Raw genomic sequence first — 13,561 nt, 5'->3', positions numbered from 1 at the left:
CGCGTCACAGGACTCCGTACCGCCGAAACGCCTCCGTCACCGACATCCCCTCGGCCAGCTTGTCTCGGACGAGATTCTCGCCCGCCACCTTCTCCTCGGCCCGGGCGATCGCCTCCTCGGCGGCGGCGGCGGGGACGAAGACAACCCCGTCGTGGTCGGCAAGCACGAGGTCTCCGGTGCGGACGGCCACGCCGCCGAACTCGATGGGCACGTCGTGCGCCTCCACGTCGAGCCGGCCGAGGCTGTCGGCCGGGTGGATGCCCCGGCAGAAGACGGGGAAGCCCATCGCCATGATGGCCTGGGTGTCCCTGGTGAAACCGTCGATCAGCACGCCCCGGCAGCCTCGGTAGCGGGCGGCGGTCGAAAGGAGCTCTCCCCAGAAGCTCCACTCACACCGAGAGACAACCATCACGTCGCCGGCCTTCAGGGCGTCGACGGCCTCCATCTCCCCCTTGTAGGGCTCGGGGGGGTCGAGCGTCGGAGCGACGATCGTCCGCACCGTCCGAACCACGCCGGCGCACCGCATCGCGGGGGACAGCGGGCGGATGTCGGCCTGGGGGCACTGGTCTCGGTAGCCGAGGCGGTCGAGCACGTCGGCGACGACGGGGGTATACAGCGCGGCCAGGCGATCGGCCAGGGCGATCGCCTCCGGGTTCGGTCCATTCATGGGGAGGGGCTCGGCAGGGGGACGGCGCCGTCCATGTAGCGCCAGTTCTTGAGGTAGTCGAGCAGGTCGGCCATCTGGTCGACCGTGATGTCCTTCTCCAGCCCCTCGGGCATCAGCGAGACGCCGTCGGAGCGCATCTCCTCGACGTCTCGCTTGAGCACCGTGTCCGACTGCCCTTCGGCTCGGAGCAAGGTGAGGGCGGAGGCCGTCTCCGCGGCGATCAGGCCGGTGACGACCTGGCCGTCGACGGTGGCGACGGTGTAGGAGAGGTAGTTGGCGTCGATGGCGCCGTTCGGGTTCAGAATGTCGGAGAGCAGCGCCTCCTTGGTCTTCGTGCGGGTGTCGCCGATGTCGGGGCCGACAACGGCGCCGATCCCCTCGATCTGGTGACAGGTGGCGCACGCCCGACGGAAGACCTCACGGCCCCGGGAGGGGTCGGATGGAAGCTCCAGAGCGGCCCGGTAGCGCTTCAGGGCCTCGGCCCGGTCGCCGGGGAGGCTGGAGGCGAGCAGGGAACGGGCACGGTCGCGAACCTCGGCCGAGGGGTGGTCGCGGAGGCGTCGGGACTGGTCGGCGTCCAGGTCCCGAGGGGAGAGGCGGCCGTCCTCGATCGCGTCGAGCAGGGCCGAGGCGCGGTCGGGGCGGGAGAGCAGGGCGGAGGCGACCGCCCGGCGGACCGGGGGAGTGAACGATCGGAAGGGATCGAGCAGGATCCCAGCCGCCTCGGGCTCCGGCCTGGCGGCGAGGGCTCGGGCCGAGGCGATCCGGAGGTCCTGGATCGGCTCGTCCACCAGCAGCCGGGCTAACGCCGGCAGGGCGACCGTGCCGGGGGCCTGGGCCAGCAGCCGGATCGCCCGGAGCCGATCGTCCTCGGGGCGGTCGGGATCCTCGGCCACGTCCGAGAGCCGGGCCAGCGCCGAGGCGGTGCGATCGACGACCGCCTCGGGCAGCCGGTCGAGGACGGCGGCCAAGCCCGTCCCTCGCCGGCCGAGTCCCTCGGCCAGGCCGTCGAGCCCGGCGACGAGCCAACGGCTGGCGGTGCCCCCGTCGATGGACTGGATCTCCCCGAGCACGGCGGCGATCTCGACCGGGTCGCGGCGGGCGCCCACCAGCGCGGTCAGTTCCCGGAGCAGGGCGATCCTCCCCTCGTCGGGGAGCGCGGCCAGGTCGTGCTCCGGTGAGAGCAGCGTCTCGACCAGAGCACCGGCCCGACCGGGGACGGCGCTGGCGACGGCGTATCGGGTCCAGTGGTCGTCGGCCCCAAGCAGAGCGATCGTCGCCATCGGGTCGAGGACGCGGTCGTCGTCCGAGAAGCCGAGGCTCAGGGCGGCCTGGAAGCGGACGCGGGGGTCGGGGTCGTCGGCCAGCCCGGCCAGGGCCTCGAGGAGGGCGGGAGCGTCGGCGAGTCGGCGCTCGGCCAGCAGGGCGCCGTGCTCCCGGAGCCGGGGGTGGTCGGCCCGGAGCAGACCAAGGATCGTCTCCTCGTCCAGCTTCCCGGCGTGCTCGAGCAGCCAGGAGGCGTGGACCCGGCCGAGGGGGCTGGCCGACGATCGGGCCGCCTTGCGCAATGGGTCAATCGCCGCCGGGTCGTTCCGCTGGAGCAACAGGCGCTGGGCGGTGGTCCGCCACCAGGCGTCGGGGTGGTCGAGCAGGGAGACGAGCTCGGCCGTCGCGGCCTCGGCCGGGAAGGGACGCTGGCTCCGGTCGGCGTCGGCCTCGTCGTCGGGGACAATCCGCCAGATGCGGCCGAGGTCCTTGCCGAGCAGCAGGTCGGGGCGGTCGCGTAGCTCGGGGGGCATCCACTGCGGGTGCTCGATGACGGCCCGATACATATCCACGACATAGAGCGCCCCGTCCGGGCCGTGAGCCATCGACACGGGGCGGCACCACGGATCGGTGCTGGCGAGGAACTCGACCCCCTCTCGCGGAGGATGCCCCTTGAAGCCGGCACCGTCGGGAGAGAGCACCTCCTGGTGGACGAGGCTGCCGGTTGGCTCGCAGGTGAAGGCGGAGCCGCGATAGGAGGAGGGCAGCCGGTCTCCCCGGTAGATCGTCACGCCGCAGGCGGCGCTGAAGCTGCCGATGTGCAGCGACGAGGTGGTGAACTGGTCGACCAGCGGAAACACCCGGGCCGCGCCTCCGGCCGTCTGATCGTCTCGCGAGGGCGGCGGGGCGGGCAGATCGGGATTGCGACTGGCGTAGCGGTCCTCAACCACGATGGGGATGAGGTGGTTGCGGTTGGTGCAGACGAAGCGGCGCCCCCAGTCGTCGAAGGTCAGGCCGAACTGGCCCATGCCGGCGACCGCCTCGGCACGACCGGTCGTCGGATCGAAGCGGAAGTCCCGGCCGGAGAGGTCGATCGGCTCGGCGTCGGGGTCGCCGGCGCGGCGGACCTTGCCGCCTCGGAGGCCGTTGGCGACGTAAACCCAGCCGTCGATTCCCAGGGTCGGGTGGCTGACTCGAAGCTGCGGGTTCTCCTCGGCGAACCCCTCGTACAGCACCTCTCGGCGGTCGGCTCGGCCGTCGCCGTCGTCGTCGAGCAGCCAGACGATGTGGGGGGCCGCGGTCACAATCGCGCCGTCTCCCCAAGGGAGCACGCCGTTGGCGAACAGCAAGCCGTCGGCGAAGACCCGGGCATGCTCGAAGCGGCCGTCGCCGTCGCGGTCTTCCAGGACCGACAGGCGGCCCTCGGGAGGGTCGCCGGGAGCGGGGCCGTTGGGATAGTCGCGCATCTCGACGACCCAGAGCCGCCCTCGCTCGTCGAAGGCGATCGCCACCGGGCTAGCGATTTGCGGCTCCGAGGCGACCAACTCCGCCCGCAGGCCCGGGTTGAGGTGCAGGGTGGCCAACTCCTCGATCGGCCCCACGGGGCTCCGAGGCGCCCCCTGCCGGGTCTGCACCGTCGCCGTCGCCGTCGCCGTCCCCGCCGCCACCGTCATCAGCAGCAGCCCGACGGCCACGCTCGGCTGACGGCCCGGTCCCCAGTCGCGTCGCGTCATCGTCGCCCCGCCTCCGCGATGGCTTGGCCCCACCTCTCGATCGATGCTCCGAACCGCCGGCCCGACGGGGCCAACGGCCGCCGCCCCCACTCCCGGATCCCGACGCCGAACCAGGGGCCGCCCCCGCCATCCTAGCAAACCCTCCGCCCGTCGCGAGGGCGTGGCCCCGCTCCCACCCACCTCCCGTCCGATCGAGGCCCCAGGTCTCGGCAGCATTCCGCTCCCATCCTCTGGCTATTCGAAATCTCAAGCAATCACCCATCATTTCCTTTGATCCGATTGTGTTTGGGAGTTCTGGGCAACATCGACAATTCGTTTGACTCCGGAGGGCTGCACATTACAGTGTAGTTCTTGGAAGATGCGCGGATCGGGCCGATCGCGGCGATTCAACGGGTTCGGCAGACTGTCCCGCGGCCGGCTGCGATACCGAAAGAACGGATCGATTTGACCTGTGAGCGCCCAGACCTGGAGCCGCACCGATGAGGAAGGGCAAGCGAATTCGCGGTAAGTCGTCCCGGAGACCGAGGCATCATTCGGTGCGGCCGATCGTGGAGCAGGCGGAGCCACGTGTCCTGTTGGCGACGATCACGGTCAACAGCACCGACGACGTGATCGCCGTCGGCGACCCGTTCCTGACGCTCCGGGAGGCGATCGCCCTGGCCAATGGAGACACCGGGACGGTGGATCCCCTGGCCCTCTCGGCGTCCGAGTTGGCCCAGATCGCCGGCACGCTGAACACGGCGAACGGGATGGCGGACGTCATCGCCTTCTCGATCCCCGACGCGACCGACACGGCTCCCCACGTCATCCGTCTGGGATCGCCGCTGACGGTGGCGGCCGGCGAGTCGGTGATGATCGACGGCACGACCGAACCGGACTTCGCGGGCTCGCCGGTCGTGGTGCTCGACGGGGGAGGCTTGATCGCGATCGCCCTTCAGCTCGACGCCGACGGCAGTGAGGTCCGGGGCCTGGCGATCGGCGGCGCGACTTCCGCCGGGCTGTTCGTGAATGCCGACGACGCGGTGATCTCGGGCAACTTGATCGGCCTCGACGCCAGCGGCGCTCCGCTTCCCAACGGCGACGGCGACGCGACCGACGCCGGCCTGCTCCTCAATGGCTCGGGCATCGTGGTCGGCGGGACCTCGTCGGCGGATCGAAACGTCATCTCGGCCAACAACGGTGCTGGCGTCCGCATCTCGGGGCCGGGCAGCTCGGGCAACCAGATTGTCGGCAACCTCATCGGCACCGACGCGACCGGGACGATTGCGCTGGGAAACGGCGGCGACGGCGTCATCATCGAGGGGGGCGCGGCCTCGAATACCGTCGGCGGGACGTCGGCCGGCCGGGAGAACGTCATTGCCGGGAACGCCGGCAACGGGGTCCGCATCTCGGGGGCCGGCAGCGAGGGCAACCTCGTGGACCGCAACGCCATCGGCACCGACCTCGCCGGCACGATCGCGCTGGGAAACACCCTGAGCGGGGTGCTCATCGAGGCCGACGCGGCGCTGAACACCATCGGCGGCCAGGCGAGCCAGCCGCACAACCTCATCACCAACAACGGCCAGGCCGGCGTCCGGGTGGACGGCTCGAATACCACCGGCAACCCGATTCTCGGCAATCGCATCTTCTCCCACGGTGGGAGCGGGATTGACCTGACCGACGGCGGCAACGGCGGTCAGCAGGCGCCGACGATCCTCGACGCCGAGATCGTTGCCGGGTCGCCCAACCCGAGCGTGATGCTCACGGTGCAGTCTCCCCCCGGAACCAACGGCCCGTTCCGCATCGAGCTGTTCGCGGCCGTTTCGAACGATCCGGAGGGCCGCGTGTTCCTGGGGGCCCACACGATCGCCCTGGGATCGGCCGAGGAGACGACGACCTCCTTCCCGCTCGACCCCGCCCTCTTCCCCGGCGGGGTCTTCCCGAGCGACGAGTTCGCCTTCCCCGACGCTCCCACCCCGGCCGACCCGGCCTCTTTGGTCTTCAACGCCACCGCCACCGACGCCCAGGGGAACACCTCCGCCTTCACCTCCGACGACCCGCTTGCCAGTGGTGAGGGCGGGAGCGTCGGCCATCCCTTCGACCCGTTCCGCGTCACCACCACGCTCGACACCCCGTTCCCCTTCCCGTTCCGGTCGCTGCGCCGAGCCATCTGGAACGCCAACTTCTTGCCGGGCCGCAACCGGATCACGTTCCGCATCCCGTCCGGCAGCCCCCCGTTCACGATCCTCGTCGTCGCTCCGCTGCCGACGATCACCGATCGGGTGGTTATCGACGGCCGGACCCAGCCCGGTTACGACGGGACGGCGCCGGTCATCGTGCTCGACGGCAGCAACAACGTCTCGATCGGGCTCGACCTCGCCTCGGGGGCCGGCGCCTCGTCGAGGCCGGCCTCCGAGATGCTGGCGCTCTCCGTTGTCGGATTCACCGACTTCGGCATCCGGGTGAACGACTCGGAGCGGAACCGGATCGCCCTGAGCTACGTCGGGCTGCTCCCCGACGGCACCGCCTTCCCCAACGGCGACGGCGAGTCGACTGACGCCGGCATCGTCCTCGTCGGCGGCAGCTCGGGAAACACCATCGGCGGCCCCTCGTCCACGTCGGGCAATGTCATCTCCGCCAACAACGCCCAGGGCGTTCTGCTCACCGGCGCCGGCACCTCCGCCAACCTTGTCGCCGGCAACCTCATCGGCACCGACCCCGCCGGCACCCTCGACCTGGGGAACTCCCTGAACGGCGTCCTCATCGAGGCGATGGCCACCGACAACACCATCGGAGGCGCCGGCAGGCCGGGCTCGCCCACTGGCCTGGGAAACCTGATCTCCGGCCACGATCTGGACGGCATTCGCATCGGCGGATCTGGCACCACGGGCAACCTCGTCGTCGGTAACGTTATCGGCACCGATCTCGGCGGCACTCTCGCCCTGCCCAATGCCCAGGACGGCATTCGGATCGAGTTGGCTGCCTCCGACAATACGGTCGGCTCCTCAGGCGCCGGGTTCGGCAACCTCATCTCCGGCAACGATCAGAACGGCGTCCGGCTCACCGGCGCCGGGACCACCGGCAACCTCGTCGTCGGTAACGTTATCGGCACCGCGAGCGATGGCTCCACCGATCTCGGAAACGGTCAGGACGGCGTTCGCCTGGAACAGGCCGCCTCGGCCAACACCGTCGGCGGCGGTGATCCAACCCTGGGCAACACGATCGGCTTCAATACGTCCGGCGTCGTCCTCTCCGGGGCGGGGGGCAACCGCGTTGTTGGAAACGCGATCTTCGAGAACTCCCTCGACGGCGTCCTCATCGAAGAGGCCGCCTCAGCCAATACCGTCGACGGCAACACCATCACCCGGAACGTTGGCAACGGCGTCCGCATTACTGATGCGTCGACCACCAACAACCTTGTCGTGGTCAACCGCATCGAAGCCAACGCTGTCGAGGGTGTCCGTATCGAATCCAGGGCCTTTGGCAACACCATCGGCGCTGGCAACACGATCAGCGGCAACGCCCGAGACGGCGTTCGCATCATCGATATCGGCACTTCGGCAAATCTTGTTCTTGGCAATGCGATCGACGGCAACGGCGGTGACGGCGTCCGCATCGGGGCCGGTGCCGCCGCCAACACCGTTGGCGGGATGGACTCGGCCGAGGGCAATACGGTCGCCGGCAACTCCCTCGCCGGTGTGGTGCTTTCCGGCGCCGGTACCTCGGCCAACCTCGTCCTGGGCAACGCTCTCGAACGCAACGCGTCTGACGGGATCCGCTTCGAGATGGCCGCCTCGGCCAACACCGCCCGGGGCAATTCGATCTCCGAGAACGGACGGGACGGCGCTCGCGTCGAATCGAGGGCCTTCGCCAACACGATCGGGAGCGGCAACGTCATCGGTCGGAACACGGGGGCGGGGGTCCGCATCACCGGGGTGGGGACGTCGGCCAATCTGGTCTTGGGGAACCGCATCGGGACCGACGCGAGCGGGGCGGCCGCCCGGCCAAACGGCGAGTTTGGCGTAAGGATCGAGTCGGGGGCCTCGGCCAACACCGTCGGCGTCGGCAACTCGATCGCGGCCAACGCCCAGGGGGGCGTCTCGGTCATCGGCGCTGGCACGTCGGCCAACGCGATCGTCGGCAACGTCATCGGCACCGACCCCTCCGGCTCGCTTCCCCTGGGCAATGCTGGCGATGGCGTCCGCATCGAGGGAGGCGCGACGGCTAACACCGTTGGCGCCGGAAACACACTCTCGGCCAACGCGGGCGACGGCCTCCGCCTCCTCGGCGAGGGGACCTCGGGCAACCTCGTCTCCGGCAACGCCATCGACGCCAACGCTGGCGATGGCGTGGGGATCGAGGGCCAGGCGTCGGCCAACACGATCACTGACAACGCCATTGACGCGAACGCCGGCGCCGGCGTCCGGATCGAAGGGCAGGGGACCTCGGGCAACCGGCTGGGCGGGAACACGATCACCGGCAACGCGGGGGGAGGCGTGGTGATCGAGCGGCTGGCCTCGGCCAACGCGCTCGACGCCGGCAACATCGTCTCGACCAACCATCTGGTGGGCGTGGCCATCGAGTCGGGGGCCTCGGCCAACACCATTGGCGCCGGCAACGTGGTCACGCAGAACGGCGGCCCCGGCGTTCGGATCGCCGGCGAGGAAACTTCGGCCAACGTGCTGGTCGGCAGCTTCATCGGCGTCGGACCGACCGGGGCCACCCGCCTTGGCAACGCCGGGGAGGGCGTGCTGGTTGTTGGGGCGACCGGCAACCTCATCGGCCGGGCCGACGCCTCCCCCAATCTCATCTCCTCGAACTTCGGCGACGGCGTTCGCATCGAGGCCGGCGCCTCGGGCAACGTCGTGGCCAACAACCGCATCGGCACCGACCCGGCCGGCACAACCGCCCTGGGCAACGCCGGGGCGGGGGTGGTCCTCTCCTCCGCGACGGGGAACGTCGTCGGCGGCATCGACGAGCCATCGGCCAACCTGATCTCGGGCAACGGCGGCGACGGCGTCCGGATCCTCGCCGGCTCCTCGAACAACGTCGTCGCCGGCAACCGCATCGGCACCGACGCCTCCGGCGCGATGGCGCTGGGCAACGGCGGCAGCGGCGTGCTGATCCTCGACGCGCCGGGCAACCTCGTCGGCGGCGTGGGGAACGTCCTCGCGGGCAACGGCGGCTTCGGGGTCATCGTTGCCGGGCTCTCGTCGAGCGGCAACCGGATCCTCGGCAACTGGATCGGCACCAACGCCGGAGGCGCCCCGGGCCTGGGCAACGCGATCGGCGGCGTCACCGTGCTCGATGGTCAGGCCAATCAGATCCTCTCGAACGTGGTCGCCGGCAACGGCGGCATCGGCGTCTCGCTGGTCCGGTCGGCCACCGCGACCGACCCCCGGGCCGGCTCCGGCAATGCCGTGGTGGGGAACCTCATCGGCGTGAGTAACGACGACGGTTCCCCGCTGCCGAATGTCGGGATCGGCCTCCAGATCGACGGGGCCGACGGCAATCCGATCGTCGCCAACGTCATCTCCCGGGGGATCCGGGACGCCGTCCTGCTGGTCAATGGGGCCGACGGCAACCTCCTGGCCGACAACCGCATCGGCACCGACCGTTCCGGCATCGCCGGCGCCGGGAACTCCCTGAGCGGCGTCCTGGTCGCCAACTCCTCGGGCAACCAGATCGTCGGCAACCAGATCGCCGACAACGGCGGCTTCGGGATCGCCCTGCTCTCCTCCCCGAGCAATCGGCTGGAACGGAACACGGTCGGAAGCGCATCCCTGCCGAACCGGCTGGACGGCGTGGTGCTGATCGACTCTCCCGGCAACCTGCTGGCCAACAACACGGTTGCCGGCAACTCCGGCGAAGGGGTCGTGCTCCGGGGGGCCGGCTCGTCGGGCAATGCGCTGCTCTCGAACCGGATCGGGCCGGGCAACCTCGGGGTCGGCGTGCGGATCGACGGGGCGGGCGCGAACTCGATCGGCACCGCCATCGGCCCGGATCCGGCGCTGAACGCCCTGCGGAACGAGATCGCCGGCAACGGGGGGAACGAGGTGTTCATCACCGGCCCCGGCGCGGCGGAGAACGTGGTGATCGACAACCTGATCGGCTCTCGAGACGATCCCGGCAGCGGGGTCATCGTCGATCAAGGCGCCTCGGGCACCGTGCTCTCGGGGAACGTCGTCTCGGGCCACCTCGGCTTCGGGATCGCCCTGCTCGACGGGACCCGGTCCACCCGCATTGTCGGCGGGGTGATCGGGACGACGCAGGACGGCTCGGCCGCGCTGAGCAACGCGCTCAACGGCGTCTTCATCCAGAACTCGGCCGGCAACACGATCGGAGGCCCCTCGGCTGCCGACGGCGTGCTCATCGCCGCCAACGGCCAGGGCTTCGCCCCCGACCTCCGGGCCAACGTCCGGATCGCCGGCCCCGGCTCGACCGGCAATGTCGTGGCCAGCTCCACCATCGGCACCGACCGGGCCGGGCTCAACGCACTCGACCCGAGCCTGGCATCGTTCACCTCCCTGCTCCGCTTCCGGGCCAACGACGACCCGAACCTGGAGCCTCCCCGCCGCCTCGACGACGAGATCGAGTTCCGCATCGACCTGCCGTTCGACGTCCGGGTCGACCTCCGCAGCATCGGCGTGCTGATCGACTCCGGCGCCTCGGCCAACGTCGTCGGCTCCGGGAACCTGATCTCCGGCAACCGCAACGGTGTGGAGATCCGAATGGCCTCGGGCAACGCCGTCCTGGACAACCGGATCGGCACCGACGCCAGCGGAACCCGGTTCGACCGCGGGACCCGAGTCGAAGGAGTCAGCGGCCAGGTTGGCGGTCCCCTGCCGCTGGGCAACGGAGACGGGGTGCTGATCGTCCAGGGATCGGGGAACGTGGTCGAGCGCAACGTGATCGGCGGCAACCTGTTCTCCGGCGTCCAACTCGGCGACCTCGCCGACGGCAACCGAGTGGCCGACAACGACATCGGCGTCGACCCCTCCAGCCTGGTCCCGCTGCCCAACCAGACTGGCGTCCTCATCTTCGGCGGCTCGAACAACGCCATCGAGGGGAACCGCGTCTCCTCCAGCCCGACGGTGGGCGTACACGTGATCAACTCCCGAACCGTCTTCGGCCAGTTCGTCACTCCCGAGGAGGGCGGCACGCCCGTCAACCGGGAGACGCCGGGGGCGATCACTTCGGGCAACGTCATCTCGGGGAATTCTGTCGGCGTGCTCCCGGGAGGCCCCGAGACGCTGGCCAACCTCCAGGGCGTGCTCATCAACGACTCCCCCCGGAATCAGATCCTCCGGAACACGATCGCCGGCAACCTCCAGGCCGGCCTCCAGATCTTCGGCGAGCACGCCTCCTCCAACGTCGTCCGGGGGAACACCATCATTGACAACGGCCGAGGGGTGCGCCGCCAGGGCTTCGGCATCTTCATCAACCAGGCCCCCGGCGACACCCAGGGCCTCCTCGACAACACCTTCCGAGGCAACCGAGACGACACCGGCGCCCGGGAGCAGAACCAGGGGCCGACCGTCCAGGCGATCCGCCCCCAGGACCTCGACCTCGACGGCCGGATCGAGACGATCGAGGTGGTCTTCAACGGTTACATCGAACTCGTCTCGGCCATCGAACCGGACAACTACCGCATCGCGATCGGGAGAGGCTCGACCCCGCTCATCCCGGTCGAGTACGACGAGGTCGCCCGACGGGTCATCCTCCAGGTCCCCGAGAACGTCCAGCCCGACGCGAGGACCGGCCGGTACCAGTTGACGCTCGTCGGCGACGGCGCGAACCCGCTCCGCACCGTCACCGACGGCGGCCAGGTGATCCTCTTCGACGGCAACTTCGACGGCGCCACCGGCGACAATTTCTCCCGGGACTTCGTCGGCACCCGGCCTGTCGAGCCGATCATCCCCTCCGGCCCCTCCCGGATCCGGCCCTCCGCCTCGGGAGTCGACGGCCTGGCCGCCGCCAACCAGATCGAATCGACCCTACCTGCCTCCCGTCGCCGACGCCGCTGATCGACCGTCCTCCCGGAGACGAGCCGGCCCCCGCCACCCCCGACGATCCTCTCGATCGGGGGGCGTCGGGGGCTCGTCGTCGGCCTCGGAATCGGATCGATCAGGGGCTCAGAAGAAGATGTTCAACAGCGCCATCGCCTCGAAGTCGAACGGCCGGGGGCCCGTGACCGGGTTGACGAAGGCTCCGGAGAGGATCGTGCGGCGGCCAAGCTGGATGTTCAGGCCGTAGGTCAGGTTGACCACGTCGGGGGTTCCCGCCTCGTCGAAGAGGTCGAACGGGTCGGTGTGGCTCAGCGGGATGTTCGCGTGCGCCTCGAAGACCGGAGCGACCAGGCGGATCAGGGCGTTGGGGTCCTCGGACCGGTAGGCGACGTAGCCGAAGGCGATGTCGTTGAACAGGACCGTGGCGTCCCCCTCGTTGATCGGAACGTCGATGGCCTCGAAGCCGATGATGTAGAAACGGCCGATGGCTTTGTAGTAGGCCAGGTACGGCTGCATCGCGAAGCTGTGCGGGTTCTTGATGTACGAGGCGCCGGCGAAGCTCGTGGGGCCGACGGGCAGGGTCATGGCCAGGCCGCCGGAGAGGAGGAAATTCCTCTCCTGGTTCTCGTGGAGGATGAACTTCGAGTAGACGAACAGGTCCCCCAGGGCGGTGCTCGACCGGGTCAGGTCGTACTGCATCGGGTCGTTGGTCACGCTGTCGGCGTGCACCACGTTCAGCGGCAGCCGGATGCCCAGCGACGCCTTCTTCTCCCAGAACGTCTTTTCCAGGCCGATGACGTAGCGCTGCACCTGCATGTTGAAGACATTGGAGTTCAAGCGCCGGTTGATCGCGTCGTTGACGTCCTCGAAGTGGTTGAAGGTGAAGAAGACGCGGTCCACGGGGCGGGGGACCTGGTTGTCGGAGATCTTGAACACGCGGGCCCGGGTGTTGATGCGAGCGTTCTGCGCCTCGATCGGGATCGGCGGCGAAACCGGCCCGGTCACTTGCCGGGCGCCGAGCATCGACCCCAGCGGCCGGGCCCCCTCACCTCCTCCGAGCCGGATCCCCGCCCCGGACAGCGGCGAGAGGTCGCCGAACATGGGCAGGAACGCCTCGCCGACCGCCTGGGTTCCCCCCGTTCCCGGGGAGAAGCCGGCGGCCCCGGAATCGAGGAGATCCAGCGAGGCTCCGGGGGCCGCCGCGCCGAGGTTGCCGATCCCCGGCGATGCCCCGAGGCCCGGGTCGGGAGGCAGCAGATCCCGCAGCCCAGGGGGGCCGGACTTCCCGTCCTCGGGCATCTCCATCGGGTCGAGCGGCCGGGGAGCGCCGCCTTCCCCGTCGGGCCCGATCGGGGGGAACTCCGGGGGAGGCACGGGGGCGCCGTCCCCTTCGCCGCCGATCTCGGGAGCCGGGACCATCGGCAACGCCTGCCGGAATCGGCTGGGGACGACCACGGGGGGCGGGATGTCGTCCTCGACGAGCGGCCGGACGTCGCCGGGGATCATCGGCGGCGGAATCGGCTCTCGGTCCGATTCGATTCCGATGTCCTGCGCCGGGCCCGACCAGACCACCGCCGGCCCCGGCCTCCCGTCTGCCGCCGCCTGGCCGGCCAGGGTCGCCAGGACGATCCCGCAGGCCGAAACCGGCCGGCGTGCTCCTGAGAGCATCCTGCTCATCGGTACCGCTCCAAAACGAGGGGAACCACCGGCTCCGCCGGGGAGAGTCGACTCGTCACAGCCTCTCGCCTTCCGGTCTCGGGATCCTCCCGAGCCGGCCGACTCGGCCTTCGTCAAGTCCAGTTATCGACCCGGTGGGCCGGGCCTCCTTGCTCAAAATCGATCGCATCGCCCCCACGATCCCCGGTTCGACGCCGTCGCGAGGGCCCGGGGCTTTCTCCCGAGCCGGG

At 70.1% G+C, this 13,561-nt stretch carries 4 protein-coding genes; 1 reads left to right on the top strand and 3 read right to left on the bottom strand.

The window, feature by feature from the left end:
- Positions 1-4 precede the first annotated feature (4 nt).
- Positions 5-667, bottom strand: coding sequence for an RraA family protein (locus tag TsocGM_RS19825; RefSeq protein WP_126727203.1), 663 nt, complete (start codon positions 665-667; stop codon positions 5-7).
- Positions 664-3,666 (bottom strand): PVC-type heme-binding CxxCH protein, encoded by a 3,003-nt coding sequence (locus TsocGM_RS19820; RefSeq protein ID WP_158633643.1) that lies wholly within the window; start codon positions 3,664-3,666, stop codon positions 664-666. Before TsocGM_RS19820 ends, TsocGM_RS19825 begins: the two co-directional genes overlap by 4 nt.
- 575 nt (positions 3,667-4,241) lie before the next feature.
- Here TsocGM_RS19820 and TsocGM_RS19815 point away from each other — a divergent pair.
- Positions 4,242-11,672 (top strand): right-handed parallel beta-helix repeat-containing protein, encoded by a 7,431-nt coding sequence (locus tag TsocGM_RS19815; RefSeq protein ID WP_126727201.1) that lies wholly within the window; start codon positions 4,242-4,244, stop codon positions 11,670-11,672.
- 108 nt (positions 11,673-11,780) lie between these two features.
- On the opposite strand, the gene TsocGM_RS19810 is transcribed toward TsocGM_RS19815, so the two are convergent.
- Positions 11,781-13,331, bottom strand: a complete 1,551-nt coding sequence (locus TsocGM_RS19810; protein ID WP_126727200.1) for a hypothetical protein — start codon at positions 13,329-13,331, stop codon at positions 11,781-11,783.
- Positions 13,332-13,561 lie beyond the last annotated feature (230 nt).

Source organism: Tautonia sociabilis (assembly GCF_003977685.1).
In the GTDB taxonomy this organism is placed as follows: domain Bacteria; phylum Planctomycetota; class Planctomycetia; order Isosphaerales; family Isosphaeraceae; genus Tautonia; species Tautonia sociabilis.
This window is presented reverse-complemented; position numbering and strand designations above follow the sequence as displayed.